Origin of the sequence: Dyella sp. SG609 (assembly GCF_012275375.1) — a bacterium.
Taxonomy (GTDB): Bacteria; Pseudomonadota; Gammaproteobacteria; order Xanthomonadales; family Rhodanobacteraceae; genus Dyella_D; species Dyella_D marensis.
On record NZ_JAAZQJ010000011.1, the window covers coordinates 149889 to 170928 of the forward strand.

Consider the following 21040-nt stretch of genomic DNA (forward strand, 5'->3'; position numbering starts at 1 on the left):
TGAACGTGACGGGCAAAGAAAAAGCGGCCCTTGCGGGCCGCTTTTTTCTGTATGGACGTCCGAAGTTTAGACGTCTAAATGGATGGCGCCGGATTCAGAGCAGCGGGATCAGCAGCAGCGCCACGATGTTGATGATCTTGATCAGCGGATTCACCGCCGGACCCGCCGTGTCCTTGTAGGGATCGCCCACGGTGTCGCCGGTGACGGCCGCCTTGTGCGCGTCCGAGCCCTTGCCGCCGTGGTGGCCGTCCTCGATGTACTTCTTGGCGTTGTCCCAGGCGCCGCCGCCGGTGGTCATCGAGATGGCCACGAACAGGCCGGTGACGATGGTGCCGATCAGCACGCCGCCCAGCGCCTGCGCGCCGGCCTCGGCGCCGCCCAGCCACTTGAAGCCGAACACCACCAGCACCGGCACCAGCACCGGCAGCAGCGAGGGCACCAGCATTTCCTTGATCGCGGACCTGGTCAGCATGTCCACCGCGCGCGAGTAATCCGGCTTGGTGGTGCCTTCCATGATGCCCTTGATCTCGCGGAACTGGCGGCGCACCTCTTCCACCACCGAACCCGCCGCGCGGCCCACGGCTTCCATTGCCATCGCGCCGAACAGGTAGGGGATCAGGCCGCCGATCAGCAGGCCGATGATCACGTAGTGGTTGGAGAGGTCGAAGCGGAAGTCGCTCACGCCCAGGTGCTGGCTGAGGTTGTGCGTGTAGTCGGCGAACAGCACCAGCGCGGCCAGGCCGGCCGAGCCGATGGCGTAGCCCTTGGTCACCGCCTTGGTGGTGTTGCCCACGGCGTCGAGCGGGTCGGTGACGCCGCGCACTTCCGGCGGCAGTTCGGCCATCTCGGCGATGCCGCCGGCGTTGTCGGTGATCGGGCCGTAGGCGTCCAGCGCCACCACCATGCCGGTCATGCTCAGCATGGCCGTGGCCGCGATGGCGATGCCGTACAGGCCGGCCAGCGCGAACGCGCCCCAGATCGCCGCGCATACCGCCAGCACCGGCAGCGCGGTGGACTTCATCGACACGCCGATGCCCGCGATGATGTTGGTGGCATGGCCGGTGGTGGACGCCTGCGCCACGTGGCGCACGGGGCCGTATTCGGTGGCGGTGTAGTACTCGGTGATCACCACCATGGCGCCGGTGAGGGCCAGGCCGATCAGCGCGCAGCCGTAGAGCTTGCCCACGCCGTAGGCGGAATCGGACATCAGCTGGCTGGTGATCGGCCAGAACGCGATCGCCGCCAGCACGGCGGACACCGCCACGCCGGCGTACAGCGCATTCATGATCTTGCCGCCCGGCCGCGAGCGCACGAAGAAGGTGCCGATCACCGAGGCGATGATCGAGGCACCGCCCAGCAGCAGCGGAAACAGCACGCCGTTGGCGCCGGTCTGCTCAGCCATCACTCCGCCCAGCAGCATGGTGGCGATCAGGGTCACCGCGTAGGTCTCGAACAGGTCGGCCGCCATGCCGGCGCAGTCGCCGACGTTGTCGCCCACGTTGTCCGCGATCACCGCCGGATTGCGCGGGTCGTCCTCGGGAATGCCCGCCTCGACCTTGCCGACCAGGTCGGCGCCGACGTCCGCGCCCTTGGTGAAGATGCCGCCGCCCAGGCGCGCGAAGATCGAGATCAGCGAAGAGCCGAAGGCCAGGCCGACCAGGGCGTGCAGGGCGCGCATGCCCTCGTAGCCCAGGTGGCGCAGCACCGCGTAGTACGCCGCCACGCCCAGCAGCGCCAGGCCGACCACCAGCATGCCGGTGATCGCGCCGCCGCGGAACGCGACGTTGAGCGCCGCGGCCAGGCCGCCGCGCGCCGCCTCGGCCGTGCGCACGTTCGCGCGCACCGAGACATTCATGCCGATATAGCCGGTGGCGCCCGACAGCACCGCGCCGATGGCGAAGCCGATGCCCGTGCCCCAGTCCAGGGCCAGGCCGATGACGATGAAGAGCACCACGCCGACGGCGCCGATGGTGGCGTACTGCCGGTTGAGGTAGGCCCGCGCACCTTGCTGGATCGCCGCGGCGATCTCCTGCATGCGCTCGTTGCCCGGTGATTTCGCCAAGATCCAGCGCACCGAGAGCGCGCCATACAGAACTGCCACGACCGCACATGCAAGCACGATCCACAAGCCATACTGCTGCAGCATCGAAGCCTCCCCATCCCGGTTGTAGTGACCGCCCTTTGCGGGCGGGTCCGGCGAGTATAGGCAGAGGTCGGCGAGGCTTTTGTTGTGCGACGCAACGCGCAGGCCATGGCGATTGCATCGGCGCAAGAAAAAGGCGGTGTCCGTAGACACCGCCTTCACCAAATTCCTTCCCTGGCCGCGTGTGCCGCTTAGTTGAGCACCATGTCCAGGATGATGCCGGTACCGATGGCGACCAGCAGATAGCCGCCATCGTCGCGCACCCAGTGATAGCCGTACGGCGGCGGGCGCAGGCGGTAGTAGCGGTAGTCGTTCACCACGTAGACCGGGCCGTAATAGCGCTCGCCGCGCGCCCAGCGATGGTGCGGGCGGTAGTAGCCGCCATGGTAGTAGCGGCGGTCGTCGTGCCAGCCGCGGTCGGGGCCGCGCCAATGGTCGTGGCGGTCCCAGTCCCGGCGGCCCCAATCCCGATGACCGTCCCTGCGTTCCCAGTTGCCATGGCCGCGGTCGCGGTCGTAGTGGCCATGGCGGTCGCCGCGGTCGTGCCCGCGGCCATGGTCGTTGTCGGCCAGCGCGGCGCCGCTGCCGAGCAGCAGGCCGGCGGCGAGGAACAGGCTGCCGAGGAACTGTTTGCCGAAGAACTGTTTGCTTGGCGTCTTCATATGCGCTCCTCCCGACGGACTGCCGTCGTTAGGAAAGATCGTAGAAAGCTGCGTCTGAACGCCGGGGCTTATTCGTCACAGGATCTTCATCTGGCGGTCAGCCGTGTCACCGCCACGACACCGTTGTTCTATCGAATTGAAATGATTGATTTGAAATAAGATTTCTTCTGAGCTGCGGCAGTGGGACGGCCGCTGCCGTGGTCGCCGGCGAGTGCGCCGGCTGGCCCGGCGCCGCGCCGACGCGGCACGCGACTTCCGCCACCGGATCGAGGACAGCCGCGGCATGGTCGAAGCCGGCATGGGACATGGGGGCATGGGGCATGGCCCTGGCCGCAGGCACTGCAGCGCATCGTGGAAGGCGCCGTCCAGGTGTCGCTCGGTGACGGGAATCAGCGCGAACAGTCGCGGCAGTCCGACCGCAGCGGTGAGATCGGCGTTGCCGTGCGCCATGTGATCGAGACGATCCGCCGGAACGCGGTCCTGGTGAAGGGAGCCGGCACGGCCCCGCGGGAGCGGATGGACAACCTGTGCCGGCCGGTCGGCTTGTTCCATGTCGCTGGCGAAATGGCCGATGCGGAAGCGTGACGCGGCTCGCGCGCCCTTGCCGAAAGGCGTACAGGCGCTCGCAAGACCTTGTGGCAAGCTGCGCCCCATGAAGCGGCCAGTGAAAAGCTTTGCGCACAGGTGGCCGGGGCGGCTCGCGCTGTCCTGCCTGCTGCTGCCGTGGGCGGCACAGGCGTTTTCCCCGCCGGAACGCCTGGAGTGGCATGGCCGCACCTATGACGTGCTGGGCGATCCGCTGGCCCAGCACTACGCCGGCCGCGAGCGGCCGCGCTTCATGCCGGCGCCGTTGCGCAGCGCCACCGACGACGAGCGCGGCTATACCGGCCGCTGGCGCCTGGAAGACGACCGCCTCTACCTGGTGGACATCGATACCTGGCTTTGCATCGACGCGGCCGTGTATGCCGGCGAATGCCATCGCGCCACGCTGCCGGAACTGTTCGGCGTGGCGCCGGGCAAGCCGGTGTTCGCCGAGTGGTATAGCGGCGAGCTGGTGCTGCCGGATGCGGTATCGTCGCGCGCCATGGAGCGGACCATCCGCATCACATTGAAGGCGGGCAGGGTGACGCGTATCGAGACGGTCGACGAGAAGCAGTCGGCGGGCAGGGATCGCTGAGTGTTCCTGCGCGTTATCGGCGTGATGGCCGTATTGGCTGGATTGCTCTACATCGCTTTCGCGGCCGCGCTGTACTTCAACCAGCGCGGCATGATCTACCACCCCGAGTTCAGCTGGCGCGTGGCGCATGCGCCGGACTTGGTGCTGGTCAACCAGGGCGTGACCTTGCGCGGCTGGGTGGTGAATCCCGGCAAGCCGCGTGCGCTGCTGTATTTCGGCGGCAATGGCGAACGGGTCGAGGATGCGCGCGAGGAGCTGGCGCGGTGGTTTCCCGAGCGCACCGTTTATCTGCTGCCCTATCGCGGCTATGCGGCCAGCGAGGGCGAGCCCACGGAGCAGGCGCTCGTGGCCGATGCGCTTGCCTGGTTCGACCGGGTGGCGAAGGACCACGTTTCGGTGGCCGTGCTGGGGCGCAGCCTGGGCAGTGGGGTTGCGGTGCAGCTGGCGGCGCGGCGGCCTGTCGAGCGGCTGGCGCTGGTGACGCCGTTCGACAGCCTGGTGCGTGTGGCGCAGGGCTTCTATCCGTGGTTTCCGGTCGACTGGCTGGCACGCGATCGCTTCGATTCCTGGCGTTATGCGCCGCAGGTGCGTTGCCCGGTGCTGATCGTGCGTGCTGGCGAGGATCAGCTGATGCCGGCCGAGCGCACAGCTGCGCTGGCGGCGAGCTTCGCCACGCCGCCGCTGCTGCAGGTGGTGCCGGAGGCGGGGCATAACGATATCCAGGACTATCTGGCGTACCGCGCCAGCCTCACGCGTTTCTTTCCGTAGCGTGCGGACACTTCAAATCAAATTGATTTGAAGAACCCGTTCAATTCAATTTGATGTGATTAAGCGGAATGGAAGCACTCAACTCCATTTGAGTTGAAGAAGGGGCTCAACTCAAATGGAGTAGCCACTCGCGCAGCGCCGCGAGCGCCGGGTCGCTTTCCGCGGCCGGCGGATACACCAGCTGGTAATCCATCCCATCCAGCGCCGGCCCGAACGGCCGCACCAGCGTGCCACGCGCCAGTTCGTCGGCCACCAGCGCGGTGTTCAGCAGCGCCACGCCCTGGCCGGCGATCGCCGCATCGATCGCATGAGTCTCGTCACTGAACGTAACGCCGCGCGCAACATCGAGCGTGCGCAACCCCGCCGCCCGCTGCCACGCCGCCCAGTCCGGCGGTTCCCGAAAACTCGGCTGCCATTGGAAATGCAGCAGCGGATGGCGCGCGAGATCCTTCGGCGTGCGCAGCTTCAGCGCAGGGCTGCACATCGGCGCGAACTGCGTATGCAGCAGCGGTTCGTTGCGCAGGTCCCGATAAGGACCCTTGCCGTAGCGGATCGCCGCATCGATCTGCTGCGCGGCGAAATCCACCGGCTGCGTCGACGCATGCAGGCGCAAGTCCAGCTCCGGATGGCTGGCCTGGAACGCCGCCAAGCGCGGCACCAGCAGCCGCGCAACAAAAGCCGGCGTGGCGGAAACCGTAAGCATCCGCCGCCGCCTCGGCCGCAGCAGCGGCGCCACCGCTGCCGCCATCAGGTCGAAGCTCTCGCGCAAGGCCGGAAACAACAGCCGGCCTTCCGCCGTGAGCGTCACCTTGCGCACCTGCCGTTCGAACAGCGCCACGCCGAGCAGGCGTTCGAGCTGGCGGATCTGATGGCTCACCGCCGTGGCGGTAACGGAAAGCTCTTCCGCCGCCATCCGGAAACTCTGGTGGCGCGCGGCCGCCTCGAATGCCCTCAGCGCGCCCAGGGGCGGCAGGCGGCGGGCCAAAGATGAATTCAGCTCATCCATCGGGTGAGAAACCATCGTTTTTCAGGGTAAGAAAGGCTGCCTAGCATGCGCCTCATTCTCCATTCCGTGAATGGAGTTCATGCATAGGAAACCTTATGACCACCGTGCTGCATCTCGACGCCAGCGCCCGCGTCGGCCGTTCCGACCTCCACGCCTACGGTTCCCACACCCGCCGCCTCAGCGCCCGCTTCGCCGCCCGCTGGCACGCCGCCCGCGCGTCGGACCCGGTGCTCTACCGCGATATCGGCCAATCCCCACCCGCCTCGGTCGACAGCGCCTGGATCCATGCCGCCTTCACCCCGGAGGCCAAGCGCGCCCCATGGATGCAGCAGCGCCTCGCCGAAAGCGACGCACTGGTCGACGAACTGATCGGCGCCGACCTGATCGTCGCCGGCGTGCCGATGTACAACTTCGGCGTGCCCAGCGGCTTCAAGGCGTATATCGACAACATCGTGCGCGTGGGCCGCAGCTTCGGCTTCGACCGCGCGCGCGCCGGCGAACCCTATTGGCCATTGCTGGACGAACGGCCCCGCACCCTGGTGCTGCTGGGTTCGCGCGGCGACTACGGCTACGGCCCGGGCGGCCGCATCGAAGCCATGAATCACGTCGAACCCGCGGTACGCACGGCCTTCGGCTACATCGGCATCACCGACGTGCGCAGCGTTGCCGTCGAGTACGACGAATTCGCCGGCGACCGCCTGGCGGCCTCGCTGAGCGCAGCCGAGGCGGCCGTGGACGAACTGGTCGACACCCTGCTGGCCGAGCGCGCGCAGCACGCCGGCCAGCACGCGGTCATGGCTTGAACGCGGGCAACTGCCTGGCCACCGCCAGGTTCTTCAGCTGCACATACTTCGGCAACCCATCCTTGCCATACGGAAGCGGCGCCTCGCCCTGGATCAACGGGGCGAGGTAGCGCCGCGCCGCGGCCGTAATGCCGAAGCCGTCGCGCGTAAGGAAAGAAGCCGGCATCTTCTTCTCGCGGTTGGCGATCTTCGAAAGCGGCGCGGATTCGATCTTCCAGCGATACGGCGCATCCGCGGTGCGCACGATCACCGGCATCACCGCATTCTGGCCGGCCAGCGCGTACTCCACCGCCGCCTTGCCCACCGCGTAAGCCTGGTCGGCATCGGTCTTCGAAGCGAGATGGCGGGCGGAGCGCTGCAGATAATCCGGCAACGCCCAGTGGTACTTGTAACCGAGCTTCTCCTTCACCAGTGCCGCCAGCACCGGCGCCACGCCGCCCAGCTGCGCATGGCCGAAGGCATCGCGCCCGCCCGCTTCGGCAAGGAACTGGCCTTCCGCATTGCGGATGCCTTCCGAAGCCACCACCGTGCACCAGCCCACGCGCTCGACCGTCGCTTTCACCTTGGCCAGGAACGCGGCTTCGTCGAATACCCGCTCGGGAAACAGGATCAGATGCGGCGGCGCATCTGCATTGTCGCCGGCCAGGCCCGCGGCCGCGGCGATCCAGCCCGCATGGCGCCCCATCACTTCCAGGATGAACACCTTGGTCGAGGTGTCCGCCATCGAGGCCACGTCCAGGCTCGCCTCCAGCGTGGAGACGGCGGTGTACTTCGCCACCGAGCCGAAGCCGGGGCAGCAGTCGGTCACCGCCAGGTCGTTGTCCACCGTCTTGGGCACGCCGATGCAGCGGATGTCGTAGCCCATCGCCTTGCCCAGCTGCGAGATCTTCAGCGCGGTGTCGGCCGAATCGTTGCCGCCGTTGTAGAGGAACCAGCGGATGTCGTGCGCGCGCAGCACTTCGATCAGGCGCTCGTACTCGGCGCGGTTCGCCTCCAGCGACTTGAGCTTGTAGCGGCAGGAGCCGAACGCGCCGCCCGGCGTGTGGCGCAGGGCCGCGATGGCGGCCGCGGTTTCCTTCGACGTGTCGATCAGTTCCTCGCGCAGCGCACCCAGGATGCCGTTGCGCGCGGCGTACACCTGCACGCCCTTGGCCCGGGCGGCCTCGATCACGCCGGCGGCGGTGGCATTGATCACCGCGGTCACGCCGCCGGACTGGGCATACAAAAGGCGGCCGGCAGGGGATCGAGACGAACGCTTCATGGGCTATCTCCTAGGATGATCGTTGCAGTGCGGCAATCGTACGCGGTGGGGAGAACGCTTTTGCAACAGTGACTTGGCGCAAATGAGCGCGCCATCTCGTTTGACGGCACCCCCCACAGACGTTAACGTGACTGTCAATTTTCTTTTCCTGCGGCCAGCGGCAGCGTGCCGCGGCGACACGGAACCTCGGAGCATTATGCGACTCGTCCTTCTTGGCCCGCCCGGCTCGGGCAAAGGTACCCAGGCTGCGCGCCTCAAGGCTGAACTCGGCGTGCCGCATATTTCCACCGGCGACATGCTGCGCGCGGCCGTGGCCGCGGGCACGCCTACCGGCCTGAAAGCCAAGGCGGTGATGGATGCGGGCAAGCTGGTGTCCGACGACATCCTGCTGGCCATGCTGGAAGAACGCCTGTCGCAGGAAGACGTCAAGAACGGTTTCATCCTCGACGGCTATCCGCGCAACGTCGCCCAGGCCGAAGCGCTCGGCCACCTGCTGGCCAAGATCGGCCAGCCACTGGACGCGGTGGTGAAGCTGGACGTGCCGGACGAAGCCATCATCGGCCGCGTCGAGATCCGCTTCAAAGCCGAGCACCGCAAGGACGACGATCCGGCCGTGGTGCGCGACCGCCTGAAGGTCTATGCCGAGCAGACCGCGCCGGTGGCGGATTTCTTTGCCAAGCGCGGCCAGCTGCAGGTGGTCGACGGCGTGGGCGAGCTCGACGAAGTCACCGCACGCGTCAAGCGCGCGCTCGCGCAGGAATCGGCAGCCGCCAACGGCTGATCCGGACACGGGCCGCCACGCGCGGCCCGTTCTTCATCCGGCATCTCTCTTTTCGTGACGGCCACGCGCCGCGCCACGCGTTCGACAGGTTCTCCATGCGTCTGCACATCCTCGGCATCTGCGGCACCTTCATGGGCGGCGTCGCCGCGCTGGCGCGCGAACTCGGCCTGCCGGTCGAAGGTTCCGACGCCAACGTCTACCCGCCGATGAGCGACCAGCTGCAGGCGCTCGGCATCACCTTGATGCAGGGCTACACCGCCGAGCATCTGCAGGGGCGCGAAAAGCCCGATCTGATCGTGGTGGGCAATGCGATGACGCGCGGCAACCCCGCCATCGAGTACATGCTCGACCAGCAGCTGCGCTATGTCTCCGGCCCGCAGTGGCTGGGCGAAACGCTGCTGGCCGGGCGCGAAGTGCTGGCCGTCGCCGGCACCCACGGCAAGACCACCACCACCAGCCTGCTGGCGCACCTGCTGGAAAGCGCGGGGCTGGCGCCGGGCTTCCTGGTCGGCGGCGTGCCGGGCAATTTCGGTATCTCCGCGCGGCTCGGCAGCGGCAAGTCGTTCGTGCTCGAGGCGGACGAATACGACAGCGCGTTCTTCGACAAGCGCTCCAAGTTCGTGCACTACCGCCCGCGCATCGCCATCCTCAACAACCTCGAATACGACCACGCCGACATCTTCCCCGACGTCGCCGCGATCCAGCGCCAGTTCCATCATCTGGTGCGCACCGTGCCCGGCAACGGCCGCCTGATCGTCAACGCGCACGACGAGCGCCTCGCCGAAGTACTGGCCATGGGCTGCTGGACGCCGGTGGAAACCTTCGGTATCGGCCAGGGCGACTGGCAGGCGCGGCTGCTCGAAGCGGACGGCTCGGCCTTTGCCGTGCACCGCAACGGCGAGCTGCTGGGCGAAGTGCGCTGGCCGCTGCTCGGCAACCACAGCGTGATGAATGCGCTGGCCGCACTCGCCGCCGCCACCGCGGCCGGCGCCGATCCGCGCGCACTGCTGCCGGCCTTCGCCACCTTCGAAAGCGTCAAGCGCCGCATGGAACTGGTCGGCGAAGTAGCCGGTGTGCGCGTGTACGACGACTTCGCCCACCACCCCACCGCCATCGCCACCACCCTGGCCGGCCTGCGTGCCAAGGTGGGCCAGGCGCGCATCCTGGTGGCGCTGGAGCCGCGTTCGAATTCGATGCGCCTGGGCGCGCATGCCGAAGGGCTGGCGCCGTCGCTGGCCGATGCGGACGGCGTGGTGTTCCTGCATCGCCCCGAGCTGCCGTGGGATGCCAAGCGCGTCACCGACGCGCTGCAAGGCCGCGGCGCCACGGTGCCGTCGGTGGATGCGCTGGTGTCCTCGCTGCGCACGCAGGCGCGCGAGGGCGACCACGTGGTGTTCATGTCCAACGGCGGTTTTGAAAACGCACCGCGCCGCTTCGTCGAAGCGCTGCGCGGCTAAAGCCTCAGCCTGCGGTGCGTCAGCCCAGCGGCGCGTCGAAGCGCGGCGCCCGCCGCTGGTATTCGCGCTGCGCGGCGTACCACACGCCACCGCCGAAACTGATCGTCACCGTGCCCAGCGCCAGCGCGCCCCAGGCCAGGCCCAGCGCGCCGAGCAGCCAGTAGCCGCCCCAGTAGGTGGCCATCGCGCCGAAGATCAGCACCAGGTTGATCGCGCCGCGCCCGAAACTGCCTTCCGGTCCGATCAGATGCACCGCCAGCGCCACCAGGCTGGCGGAAGTGGCGACGATGGCCGCGGTCAGCAGCATCCGCAGCGGCTCCGCCGCATGCGCCAGCACGCTGCCCAGCAGCGTGTACGCCAGCGCGGTCAGCACGCTTACCGGCACCAGCAGTATCAGCGCGTCGACCATGATCTTCTGGTATTCGCCGCGCGTGGCCGGCGCCAGGGTCAGATACAGGTCGGCCAGGTTCGGCCGCATGCGCAGCATGCCGCGGCCCAGCTGCGGGAAGCGCGCCATGGTGAGCAGCACCGCGTAGGCGCCGATCACCGCCGCATCGAAATGCTGGCGATGCATCACCGCCAGGAAATAGATCGCCACCATGCCGGCGACCAGCACCAGGCGCAGCGCGATCGCCTGCGGGTTGTCGTGCGGCAGCAGCAGGCGCCGCACCAGGGCGAGGCGGCCCGCGGCGCTGGGCCGCTGGCGATACGTCTGCAGGCTGCGCTCCAGCGCGCGCTGCGCGGCGCGGTCGAACAATTCGCCCAGCCAGCGATTCCACGCACCGCGCCGCGAAGGCGTGTCGTCGAGCGCGGACTGGCTGTTGCGGCCGATGCTGGCGTTCTCCAGCGGCGAGGTGGGCGTTTCGACGTCCTGGATGCGCAGCAGCGGCGCCAGCGCATAGCGGATCAGCAAGGCCGCGCACAGGAACAGCAAGGGCGCGGTCCACGGCGAAGCCAGCGCAACCGTCGTCACCTGCGCGGCAAGCCGCGGCATCCAGCCCGCCGCGATAAACACCGCCCAGATCGCCAGGCTCACGCGGCGTCCGCAGCCCAGCGCCAGGCCCAGCGACGCGACCACGAACAGGCCGGCGATGATCAGCGCGCCATGCGGCGGCCCCGCCAGCACCAGCAGCGCGCCCGGCAGCAGCACCCACTGCACCACGCCGGCCACGCCCAGCCAGGCCAGCCGCGAGCGGAAGCCCGGCAACAGGAAACTTTCCGGCCGGCACACGCCGCGCAGCACCTGGCCCAGGCCGATATGCCAGAACCACGAGGCGAAGGCGACGAAGCCCATGCCCAGGTAGGCCACGCGCGCATCCAGCATCGCGATCAGCGCCAGCACCAGGCCGGTCAGGCACATCAGCATCGACAGCACGGCCAGCACCGGCATGCGCTTCCACAGCTGCAGCCACAGTTGCCAGACCGCTTTCATGCGAGTTCCACGAACAGGTCTTCGAGCGACGGCGTTTCGATGCGCAGCGCCGCGCCGCTGTCCTCGGCCAGCGCGCGCAGCGCGGATGGGTCGGCGTCTTCGAGCAGCATCTGCAATTCCGCGCCGGATGCATGGGCTTTCAACAGTCCTGCCACGGTCGGTGTCTGCGGCCAGCCTTCCGCCCGTGTCAGCACCGCGCGCACGAAGCGCTCGCGCAGTTCCGCCAGCGGACGGGTGAACTGGATGCGGCCATCGCGCAGCAGCGCGATATCGGCGCCGGCGCGTTCCAGGTCGGCGGTGATGTGGGTGGAGAAGATCACCGTCTTGCCCGGGTGGCGCATCAGCTCCAGCAGTTCCGTCATGAAGGCGCGGCGCGCCTGCGGGTCGAGGCTGGCGACGGGTTCGTCCAGCACCAGCAGGTCCGGCTGCGGCGCGATCGCGCGCACGATCGCCAGCTTCTGCCGCTGGCCCTGCGAGAGCTGGCCGATCTTCTGCTTCGGATCCAGCTCCCAGCTTTCCAGCAGGCGCGCGGCCAGCGCGTGGTCCCAGCGCGCGTAGAACGCGGCGGTGAAATCCAGATACGCGCGCACCTTCATCCACGGAAACAGATCGAAGGTCTGCGGCACGAAGCCGATGCGATGCATGCGCTCGCCGCCCGGTTCGATCATCGGCGCGCCGAGCAGCTGCACTTCGCCGCCGTCGATCGGCGACAGCCCGAGCAGGCAGCGCAGCAAGGTGGTCTTGCCGGCGCCGTTGCGGCCGAGCAGGCCGATCACGCGCCCGGCCGGCACCGTCCAGTCCACGCCACGCAGCACTTCGCGCTTGTCGAAGGCTTTGACCAGGCCCCGCACCTGCAACACGGGCGCGGCGGGCAGGGCGACAGGGTCGAGCAGGGTGAGCGGCAGTTCGGCGGCGGACATCCGGCGGGGCTCCTGCGGGGAAACGGCACGATGGCGTCGGAACACTGTGCGGTGCCGGGCCGGTCGCCGTCCAGTGATGCCGACTGGCTACACTGCCACCCCATGGCCATGCCGCTGCCCGACGAACTGCCGCTGTTTCCGCTCTCGACCGTGCTGTATCCCGGCGGGCATCTGTCATTGCGCGTGTTCGAGCGGCGCTACCTGGACATGGTGCGCGACTGCTCGCGACGCGGCACCGGTTTCGGCGTATGCCTGATCCTCAAGGGCCAGGAAGTGGGCGAGCCGGCCATGCCGGCCGCGGTCGGCACGCTGGCGCGCATCATCGACTTCAGCCATGGCGACGACGGCCTGCTCGGCATCGTCGCGCAGGGCGAGGAACGTTTCCGCGTGGCGCGCACGCGCGTGCGCTCCGACGGCCTGGTCACCGGCCAGGTGGAGCACTGGCCCGCCGAGCGCAGCGACACGGTGCCGGTCGAGTTCGCCCTGCTGCAGACCATCCTGGGCCGCCTGCTCGAGCACATGGCGCCGCAATGGCGCCACGCCACCACGGCCGATTACGACGACGCCAGCTGGCTCGGCTTCCGCCTGGCCGAACTGCTGCCGCTGGAACTGGAAGAACACCAGCGCCTGCTGGAACTGACCGACCCGGTGCGCCGCCTGGCCGAGCTGCAGCACATCCTGCCGCGCTTCCAGAAAGCCTGATCGAAAGACGGCGTGAACGTTTAAAACTTGCCCGATCCTCCATGCGCTTTGCGCATGCCCTGGCCGCTCCTACACTTGGCGTTTTCCAGCGGGAAGCAAGGCCATGGCGAGTCTCCAGGGCAAGACCTTGTTCATCACCGGCGCCTCGCGCGGCATCGGCCTGGCGATCGCGCTGCGCGCCGCGCGCGACGGCGCCAACGTCGCCATCGCGGCCAAGAGCAGCGTGCCGAATCCGAAACTGCCCGGCACCATCCACACCGCCGCGGCGGAAGTGGACGCCGCCGGCGGCAAGGGCCTGGCGATCAAGTGCGACATCCGCGAAGAGGACGAAGTGAAAGCGGCGGTCGCCGCCACCGTCGAAGCCTTCGGCGGCATCGACATCCTGGTCAACAACGCCAGCGCGATCTGGCTGGCCGGCGCGCTCGACACGCCGATGAAGCGCTTCGACCTGATGCAGCAGGTGAATGCGCGCGGTTCGTTCCTGTGCGCGCAGGCCTGCCTGCCGCATCTGCTGAAGTCCGCCAATCCGCACATCCTCACGCTGGCGCCGCCGCCTTCGCTCGATCCCAAATGGTGGGCGCCGCATACCGGCTACACGCTGGCCAAGATGGGCATGAGCTTCGTCACCCTGGGCCTGGCCGGCGAATTCGGCCTGCGGGGCGTGGCGGTGAATGCGCTGTGGCCGCGCACCATCGTGGCCACCGATGCGCTGAACATGATTCCCGGCGTCGACGTGCCCCGCTGCCGCAAGCCGGAGATCGTCGCCGACGCCGCGCATGCGGTACTGGTGCGGCCGGCCCAGGGGTTCCATGGGCAGTTCCTGATCGACGAGGAGGTGCTGCGCGAGGCGGGCGTCACCGACTTCGCCCCGTACGCCGTCGATCCGTCGAAGCCGCTGCTGCCCGATCTGTTTCTGGATTGAAGAGGACAACCCATGAAGTACCTGCACAGCATGGTCCGCGTGCGCGACGTCGACGCCAGCCTGCGTTTCTTCTGCGAAGGCCTGGGGCTGAAGGAAACGCGGCGGATGGAAAGCGCCGCCGGCAAGTTCACCCTGATCTACCTCGCCGCGCCGGCCTCGCCGGAAGCCGAGGTGGAGCTCACCTACAACTGGGGCTCCGACGAGGATTACGGCAGCGCGCGCAATTTCGGCCACCTCGCCTTCGAGGTCGACGACATCTACCGCACCTGCCAGCACCTGCAGGACCTGGGCTACACCATCAACCGCCCGCCGCGTGACGGCCACATGGCCTTCGTGCGCTCGCCGGACCTGATCTCGATCGAGCTGCTGCAGCGCGACGGCCATCTGCCGCCGCAGGAACCGTGGGCCTCGATGGCCAATACCGGCGTCTGGTGAGTGCCGTTCAGCGGGCGCACCGCGCGCCCGCTCCCCCATCTGGCTGACCCTGCGCCGTCCATTCGGCCGGTGCCCATGACACCCGTGAACCTATAACGTGTGAGGCATATCACACTTCTGTAGCAACCCCGGGGGAAGGGACTGCGGAACGTGACCGCAGGGTGCGGCTGGGAGACCGCGCCACGTCCGAGACCGGCGACGGGGGAAAGGCCCATGGCTGTGAGCAAGGCAGACGCCAAGCGCTGCGTCGTGTGGTTCGGCCAGCCCAGCGCCACCGAGCGCATGCGTCTTAACCGGGCCGGCTGGTATGTCCGCGTCGCCGACGCTTCCGCCGTGGGCGGCATCGGCACGCGCGGCGGCAATACCGTGGTGGCGGTGGCGGATCTGCGCGAAGCCGAGGCCGCGAGCATGACCGCGATGGCACTGGTGATGGACGCCCACCCGGGCCTGCCGTGGCTGGCGCTGATGCCGGCGGAGATGCCGGCCGGCGAGCCGGCCCTGGGCGGCATGATCGACACCTGCGTCGATGTCTTCACCGCACCGGTCGACGTCGACCGCCTGCTCGATTCCCTGGGTTATCTCGGCGGCGACATCGTCGCGGCGGAGCCGGACGACTTGGGCATCACCGGACACAGCAAGGCCACCCGCGCGGTGATCGCCAGCGTGCGCAAGTACGCGCCGGTGGACCTGCCGGTGCTGATCACCGGCGAAACCGGCACCGGCAAGGAAGTGGCGGCGCGCGCGCTGCACAGCCTGTCGCGGCGCGCCGGGCGCCCGTTCGCGGCGATCAACTGCGGCGCGCTGCCGCCGAACCTGGTGCAGTCCGAACTGTTCGGCCACGAGCGCGGCGCCTTCACCGGCGCCAATGCGCGGCGCCTGGGCCATTTCGAGACCGCGGCCGGCGGCACGGTCTTTCTCGACGAGGTGGGCGACCTGCCGGCCGACGCGCAGACCAGCCTGCTGCGCTTTCTGCAGGAAGGCACGCTGGAGCGCGTGGGCAGCAGCCAGTCGATCACCCTGGACGTGCGCGTGCTGGCGGCCACGCACGTGGACCTGGAGCGCGCGGTGGAGCAGGGCCGCTTCCGCGAAGACCTGTACTACCGCCTCAACGTGCTGCGCCTGCATATGCCGGCGCTGCGCGAGCGCGAGGACGACGTGGTGCTGCTGGCCCAGCATTTCCTCGACGCGTTCCGCGAACACCACGGCAGCCACGCGCGCACCTTCAGCAGCGCCGCGCGCCAGGCGATGCGCCATTTCGGCTGGCCGGGCAATGTGCGCGAGCTGCTCAACCGCGTGCAGCGCGCGGCGGTGGTGGCGGAGGATGCGCTGATCACGCCGGAAGACCTGGACCTGGCCCATGTGTCGCAGATGCCCTCGGGCCGCGCCACGCTGGGCAGCGCGCGCGTGGCCGCGGAGCGCGAGGCGGTGATCAGCTGCCTGCGCGAATGCCATTTCAACGTGAGCGAGTGCGCGCGGCGGCTGAAGGTCTCGCGCGTCACCATCTATCGCCTGTGCAAGAAGCATGGGCTGGCGCTGGAACAGCTGCGCTGATCGCAGTTCGTCATTCCGGCGCAGCGCCGTAGGTTGGGGTGAGCGCAGCGAACCCCAACATGGCCGCATCCTGACGTCTCGCACTGTTGGGGTTCGCCTTTGGCTCACCCCAACCTACGTCCAGGTCCGGAATGCGGGCAAGGAAGAGACGGAGGGCCCCCGGCCTACAGGGGTCAGCCGGGGGCCTCCGTTGGTGCCCGGCCACAGGGATCGCCGGGTTACCGCCCGCGTCGCCATCGGAGGGGATGGCTTTGAACTGGGTCGCTGATTCATAGGGCAAGTGGCGTGCCAGCCTCCCGGCACGGGCTGTGCCGAGCAATTTCAACGGCTTGCGAAAACGCCTCCAGGGCTGCTGTAACAGCGGTGTTGCACCGATGGCTGGGCGCGGCGTAGCGCGATGGCGCCCCGCAAGGCGCGGAACCTCCGTGAAGAGATGTAACACCGGCGTGCCGCTGTAACGCCCGGGCGGACAACGCCCGCGCATGGCGCGTGGAAATGCGCGGGCGCTGGTTCTACGATGCGGGACGCCCCGCTCCCAAGCAGGCGTTTTCCCCACTCAACCATTCAGCGGTGTTGCCGCATGGCAATGCCCGGAGCCCTTTACATGCACGCGCAGGATTCCTCGTCGTCCCTGATCGAACTCGGCAAGCGCTACTGGCTGCCGGTGTACCGACCCCGCGAGGTCGTACTGGATCACGGCAAAGGCGCGCGCGTGTGGGATACCGAAGGGCGCGACTACGTGGACCTCGGCGCCGGCATCGCGGTGAACGCGCTGGGCCACCAGGACCCGGACCTGCTCGACGCGCTGGTGACCCAGGCGCACAAGCTCTGGCACAGCAGCAACGTGTTCTACACCGAGCCGCCGCTGCGCCTGGCCGAGGAGCTGGTGCAGGCGTCGGGCTTCGCCGAGCGCGTGTTCCTGTGCAATTCCGGCACCGAGGCGAACGAGGCCGCGATCAAGCTGGTGCGCAAGTGGGCCGCCTCCAAGGGCCGCGCGCCGGAACAGCGCGTGATCCTGACCTTCCGCGGCTCCTTCCACGGCCGCACCCTGGCTGCGGTGACCGCCACCGCGCAGCCGAAGTACCAGGAACAGTACGAGCCGCTGCCGGGCGGCTTCCGCTATCTCGATTTCAACGACGTCGCCGGCCTGGAAGCGGCGTTCGCCCAGGGCGACGTAGCCGCGGTGATGCTGGAGCCGGTGCAGGGCGAAGGCGGCGTGGTGCCCGCGTCGCCGGCCTTTATCCGCCGCGCGCGCGAACTGTGCGACGCGCACGAGGCGCTGCTGGTGCTGGACGAGATCCAGTGCGGCATGGGCCGCACCGGCACGCTGTTCGCGCATGCGCAGGACGGTGTGACGCCGGACATCGTCACCCTGGCCAAGGCGCTGGGTTGCGGTTTCCCGGTCGGGGCCATGCTGGCCGGCCCCAAGGTGGCCGAAGTGATGCAGTACGGCGCGCACGGCACCACCTTCGGCGGCAACCCGATGGCCGCGGCGGTGGCGCGGGTGGCGCTGCGCAAGCTGGGTTCCCCGGAGCTGATGGCGAATGTCGCGCGGCAGGCGCAGGCGTTGCGCGACGGGCTGGCGGCGATCGATGCGGAACTGCACCTGTTCGAGGGCGTGCGCGGCCGCGGCCTGATGATCGGCGCGGTGCTGGCGGAGGCATACAAGGGGCGCGCGGGCGAAGTGCTCGATCACGCCGCGGCGCACGGCTTGCTGGTGCTGCAGGCCGGCCCCGATGTGCTGCGCTTCGTGCCGCCGCTGAACATCACCGATGCGGATCTGGCCGAAGGCCTGTCGCGCCTGCGCGCGGCGCTGACCGATTTCGTCGGCAAGCGCTGATCCACTTCGTACCGGTTTCGTTTCAGGCGCGGGTGGCGCGCAGGGTCTGGCGGGCCGCTTCCAGCGTCGCGGCGATGTCTTCGTCGCTGTGCGCGCTGGACAGGAAGCCGGCTTCGAACGCCGACGGCGCCAGATACACGCCGCGCTCCAGCATGCCGTGGAAGAAGCGGTTGAACGCGGCAGTGTCGGCCGCGGTGGCCTGGGCGTAGCTTTCGACCTTCTCCGAGGTGAAGAACAGGCCGAACATGCCGCCCACGCGGTTGGTGCTGAACGGCACGCCTTCGCCGTCGGCCACCGCCTGGAAGCCATCGGCCAGCAGGCGCGTGCGCGCGGCGAGGCGGTCGTAGAAGCCCGGCTCCTGGATCAGCTCCAGCATGGCCAGGCCCGCCGCCATCGCCACCGGATTGCCGCTGAGCGTGCCGGCCTGGTAGATCGGGCCGGCCGGCGCGATCTGTTCCATCAGCTCGCGGCGGCCGCCATAGGCGCCCACCGGCATGCCGCCGCCGATGATCTTGCCGAAGGTGCTCAAATCCGGCGTGATGCCGTAATGCGCCTGCGCGCCGCCCAGCGCCACGCGGAAGCCGGTCATCACCTCGTCGAAGATCAGCAGCGCGCCGTGGCGCGTGCATAGATCGCGCAGGCCCTGCAGATAGCCGTCCTTCGGCGCGATGCAGTTCATGTTGCCGGCGACCGGCTCGATGATCAGGCCGGCGATATCGCTGCCGTGCTCGGCGAACAGCGCCTCGGCCGCGGCCAGGTCGTTATAGGCGAGGGTGAGCGTGAGATCCGCCGCCGCCTTCGGCACGCCGGGCGAGGTGGGCACGCCGAAGGTGAGCGCGCCGGAGCCGGCCTTCACCAGGAAGCTGTCGCCGTGGCCGTGGTAGCAGCCTTCGAACTTCACGATCTTGCTGCGGCCGGTGGCGCCGCGGGCCAGGCGGATCGCCGACATGGTGGCTTCGGTGCCGGAATTGACCATGCGCACCATCTCCACCGACGGCACCAGGCGGGTGATGGTCTCGGCCATGGTGACTTCGGCGGGGCAGGGCGTGCCAAACGAAAGACCGTCCTTGATCGCCCGCTCCACCGCTTCGCGCACGCGCGGATGGTTGTGGCCGACGATCATCGGGCCCCACGAGCCCACGTAGTCGATATAGCGCTTGCCTTCCACGTCCCACAGATAGGCGCCGTCCGCGCGCGCGGTGAAGAACGGCTCGCCGCCGACCGACTTGAAGGCGCGCACGGGCGAATTCACGCCGCCCGGCATCAGTTGCTTGGCGCGCTGGAAGAGTTCGTGGTTGGTCATCGCGGGGTTCCGGAAGCAGTGGTGTACAGGGCGGAGAAGGTTTGCGCGGCGGCGCGCACGTCGGCGGCGCCGAACAGGGCGGAAATCACCGCCAGATAATCCGCGCCGGCGTCCACCAGGGAGCCGGCATTGTCCGGCGTGATGCCGCCGATCGCCACACGGGGCAGGCCCAGCGCGGCGCTCTGCCGCAGCAGTTCCGGCGCGGCGCGGCGGGCCAGCGGCTTGGTCGGCGACGGGAAAAAGGCCCCGAAGGCGAGGTAGTCGGCGCCGGCGGCCGCCAGCTCCTGCGCGCGTTCGAGCGAGTCGTAGCAGGACACGCCGATGATCGCCTGCGCGCCCAGCGCCGCGCGGGCGGCCGCGAGCGCGGGATCGTGCTCGCCCAGATGCACGCCGTCGGCCTGGATGGCGGCGGCGAGCCGGACGTCGTCATTGACGATCAGCGGCACGCCATGGCCGGCGCAGAGCTGCCGCAGCGCGGCGGCTTCGGCATGGCGGCGGGCCGGGTCGGTACTTTTGTCGCGGTACTGGACCAGGCGGGCGCCGCCTTCCAGCGCCTGGGCCACGGCGGCCAGCAGGCCGTCGCGGGGGCCGTCGGTAATGGCGTAGAGGCCGGGGTTTCTAAGCTTCGGATGCATGGAATCTGGTGGCGAATGGTCGCCGTACGCTTCCGCACGGCCGGCCGAGTTGCGAGAATGCGCCTCTTGTTCCCTTTTCAAGCAGCGCAATAACGATGAGTCAGGGCTCTCCCAACAAGAAGTGGATGTGCGTGGTCTGCGGCTTTATCTATGACGAAGCCGAGGGCGTGCCCGACGAAGGCATCGACCCCGGTACCCGCTGGGAAGACGTGCCCGATACCTGGACCTGCCCGGACTGCGGCGCGACCAAGGCCGACTTCGAAATGGTCGAGGTCGACTGAAGGCGCTCCCGCTTCTGTCAGCACGCGGCCCGAATTTGCCATCGCATTGACCGGGCCGCATGTTCTGATGCTCCCGCGTCCCTCGCAGAGGGACGCTTCAGCAGGGAGCCTCATATGCAACAGTTCGTACCGTTCGAAGACGATTGGGATGCCCTGGAAAAGCTGCTTCCCGAATCGCTGATTCCGTTCCGCATCGGCGTCCCCATCGCACACGATCAGGCCGCAACGGCCGATCACTCCACCTTGCCGACGTTTCCTTCCACCGTCAGTTCGTCGCCCGGCGTCGCATAGATGCGGCCGGCGGTACCCGCGGGCAGCTCCAGTACGTAGCGGGCCGGGGCATTGCTCGGATAGGTGGCGCACGGGTCCGCCTTGCACGGCGGCACGTCGAGCTGCATCGAGACCAGCTTGCGGTCGGCATCGAAGTACAGGATGTCGAGCGGGATGAGCGTGTTCTTCATCCAGAACGAGCGCTGATCGGTGTCGGGAAACACGAACAGCATGCTGTGATCGGGCGCGAGCGAGGTGCGCATCATCAGGCCGCGCGCACGCGTGGCATCGGTAGTGGCGAACTCGGTGATGAAACGCTTGCCGTGCAGCGTCACGCTGGGCTGTGACGACGGCGCCGCGGCGGCGCATGCGGTGATGGCGAACAACAGGGGCGCTACTAGCAGGCTTTTCATCGCTACCTCGAGTCCTTCTCTATAGGTGAGTGGATGCGCGCGAGTGTAGCGGGGCGCGGATTGTCATCTGATGGAAAAATTTTCCGCGCAACCCCTTCACAGATTCCTGGATGGACGATATGATTCTCGCCCCTTCGACGAAACGCCTTCGACGAAGGGTTCCACGGCAACACGGCACGATGAAAATTCTTCGCTGCAGGTGTTGACGGACCGGAAAGACGATGTAGAATGGGCGGCTCACCCGGGACGAAACGTCTCGGGGCGATTCGAAGAACGGA

General features: G+C 68.4%; 21 protein-coding genes. 12 read left to right on the forward strand and 9 right to left on the reverse strand.

The genetic code is table 11. The features are described from left to right. Positions 1-94: 94 nt before the first annotated feature. Positions 95-2146, reverse strand: a complete 2052-nt coding sequence (locus FHW85_RS18150; RefSeq protein WP_168649184.1) for a sodium-translocating pyrophosphatase — start codon at positions 2144-2146, stop codon at positions 95-97. Positions 2147-2334: 188 nt separating this feature from the next. Continuing rightward, complete coding sequence (locus FHW85_RS18155; RefSeq protein ID WP_167255349.1) at positions 2335-2805, reverse strand: RcnB family protein; 471 nt, start codon at positions 2803-2805, stop codon at positions 2335-2337. Between the two features lie 351 nt (positions 2806-3156). On the opposite strand from FHW85_RS18155, the gene FHW85_RS18160 reads away from it, so the two are divergent. The 3 genes from FHW85_RS18160 (at position 3157) to FHW85_RS18170 (ending at position 4750) form a co-directional block, all read left to right on the forward strand. After that, positions 3157-3390, forward strand: coding sequence for a hypothetical protein (locus FHW85_RS18160; RefSeq protein WP_168649185.1), 234 nt, complete (start codon positions 3157-3159; stop codon positions 3388-3390). 79 nt (positions 3391-3469) lie between these two features. Further along, positions 3470-3982: a hypothetical protein gene (locus FHW85_RS18165; RefSeq protein ID WP_168649186.1), complete on the forward strand. Its 513-nt coding sequence runs from the start codon at positions 3470-3472 to the stop codon at positions 3980-3982. Beyond that, positions 3983-4750: an alpha/beta hydrolase gene (locus tag FHW85_RS18170; protein ID WP_343203714.1), complete on the forward strand. Its 768-nt coding sequence runs from the start codon at positions 3983-3985 to the stop codon at positions 4748-4750. Between the two features lie 106 nt (positions 4751-4856). On the opposite strand, the gene gcvA is transcribed toward FHW85_RS18170, so the two are convergent. Continuing rightward, positions 4857-5756 (reverse strand): transcriptional regulator GcvA, encoded by a 900-nt coding sequence (gcvA, locus tag FHW85_RS18175; RefSeq protein ID WP_168649187.1) that lies wholly within the window; start codon positions 5754-5756, stop codon positions 4857-4859. Between the two features lie 95 nt (positions 5757-5851). Between gcvA and FHW85_RS18180 the strand changes: the two genes are divergently transcribed. Then, positions 5852-6559: an NAD(P)H-dependent oxidoreductase gene (locus tag FHW85_RS18180; RefSeq protein ID WP_168649188.1), complete on the forward strand. Its 708-nt coding sequence runs from the start codon at positions 5852-5854 to the stop codon at positions 6557-6559. On the opposite strand, the gene FHW85_RS18185 is transcribed toward FHW85_RS18180, so the two are convergent. Next, positions 6549-7820, reverse strand: coding sequence for a 6-phosphofructokinase (locus FHW85_RS18185; protein WP_168649189.1), 1272 nt, complete (start codon positions 7818-7820; stop codon positions 6549-6551). The genes FHW85_RS18180 and FHW85_RS18185 overlap by 11 nt on opposite strands. 196 nt (positions 7821-8016) lie before the next feature. On the opposite strand from FHW85_RS18185, the gene FHW85_RS18190 reads away from it, so the two are divergent. Then, a complete protein-coding gene (locus FHW85_RS18190) occupies positions 8017-8601 on the forward strand; it encodes an adenylate kinase (protein ID WP_168649190.1) in 585 nt (194 codons plus the stop codon). A gap of 95 nt (positions 8602-8696) precedes the next feature. Further along, the gene (gene mpl / locus FHW85_RS18195; protein WP_168649191.1) at positions 8697-10058 is read left to right on the forward strand and encodes a UDP-N-acetylmuramate:L-alanyl-gamma-D-glutamyl-meso-diaminopimelate ligase; all 1362 of its coding nucleotides are present in this window, start codon (positions 8697-8699) and stop codon (positions 10056-10058) included. A gap of 19 nt (positions 10059-10077) precedes the next feature. Here mpl and FHW85_RS18200 read toward each other — a convergent pair whose 3' ends face one another. Both FHW85_RS18200 and FHW85_RS18205 read right to left on the reverse strand, forming a co-directional pair. Further along, positions 10078-11490 (reverse strand): hypothetical protein, encoded by a 1413-nt coding sequence (locus FHW85_RS18200; protein ID WP_167255364.1) that lies wholly within the window; start codon positions 11488-11490, stop codon positions 10078-10080. Beyond that, positions 11487-12410 (reverse strand): ABC transporter ATP-binding protein, encoded by a 924-nt coding sequence (locus tag FHW85_RS18205; protein WP_168649192.1) that lies wholly within the window; start codon positions 12408-12410, stop codon positions 11487-11489. The genes FHW85_RS18200 and FHW85_RS18205 overlap by 4 nt, the downstream gene beginning before the upstream one ends. A gap of 108 nt (positions 12411-12518) precedes the next feature. Here FHW85_RS18205 and FHW85_RS18210 point away from each other — a divergent pair, with 108 nt between their 5' ends. The 5 genes from FHW85_RS18210 to FHW85_RS18230 all read left to right on the forward strand — a co-directional run bounded on the left by FHW85_RS18210 (position 12519) and on the right by FHW85_RS18230 (position 17860). Next, a complete protein-coding gene (locus tag FHW85_RS18210) occupies positions 12519-13112 on the forward strand; it encodes an LON peptidase substrate-binding domain-containing protein (protein WP_168649202.1) in 594 nt (197 codons plus the stop codon). Positions 13113-13215: 103 nt separating this feature from the next. Further along, the gene (locus tag FHW85_RS18215; RefSeq protein WP_168649193.1) at positions 13216-14034 is read left to right on the forward strand and encodes an NAD(P)-dependent oxidoreductase; all 819 of its coding nucleotides are present in this window, start codon (positions 13216-13218) and stop codon (positions 14032-14034) included. Between the two features lie 12 nt (positions 14035-14046). Continuing rightward, positions 14047-14469 carry a VOC family protein gene (locus FHW85_RS18220; RefSeq protein ID WP_167255370.1) on the forward strand — a complete coding sequence of 141 codons (423 nt, stop codon included), beginning with the start codon at positions 14047-14049 and terminating at the stop codon, positions 14467-14469. A gap of 213 nt (positions 14470-14682) precedes the next feature. Continuing rightward, positions 14683-16020, forward strand: coding sequence for a sigma-54 dependent transcriptional regulator (locus FHW85_RS18225; protein WP_167255372.1), 1338 nt, complete (start codon positions 14683-14685; stop codon positions 16018-16020). Between the two features lie 604 nt (positions 16021-16624). After that, positions 16625-17860: an acetylornithine transaminase gene (locus tag FHW85_RS18230; RefSeq protein WP_168649194.1), complete on the forward strand. Its 1236-nt coding sequence runs from the start codon at positions 16625-16627 to the stop codon at positions 17858-17860. A 22-nt stretch (positions 17861-17882) separates the two neighbouring features. Here FHW85_RS18230 and hemL read toward each other — a convergent pair whose 3' ends face one another. After that, on the reverse strand, positions 17883-19163 hold the full coding sequence (gene hemL / locus FHW85_RS18235) for a glutamate-1-semialdehyde 2,1-aminomutase (RefSeq protein WP_168649195.1): 1281 nt from the start codon (positions 19161-19163) through the stop codon (positions 17883-17885). Then, entirely contained in the window at positions 19160-19798 is a 639-nt protein-coding gene (thiE, locus tag FHW85_RS18240) for a thiamine phosphate synthase (RefSeq protein WP_167255377.1), read from the reverse strand. The genes hemL and thiE overlap by 4 nt, the downstream gene beginning before the upstream one ends. 95 nt (positions 19799-19893) lie before the next feature. On the opposite strand from thiE, the gene FHW85_RS18245 reads away from it, so the two are divergent. Continuing rightward, positions 19894-20079 (forward strand): rubredoxin, encoded by a 186-nt coding sequence (locus tag FHW85_RS18245; protein ID WP_167255379.1) that lies wholly within the window; start codon positions 19894-19896, stop codon positions 20077-20079. 233 nt (positions 20080-20312) lie between these two features. Here FHW85_RS18245 and FHW85_RS18250 read toward each other — a convergent pair whose 3' ends face one another. Then, positions 20313-20762 (reverse strand): DUF192 domain-containing protein, encoded by a 450-nt coding sequence (locus FHW85_RS18250; protein ID WP_168649196.1) that lies wholly within the window; start codon positions 20760-20762, stop codon positions 20313-20315. Positions 20763-21040: the final 278 nt, after the last annotated feature.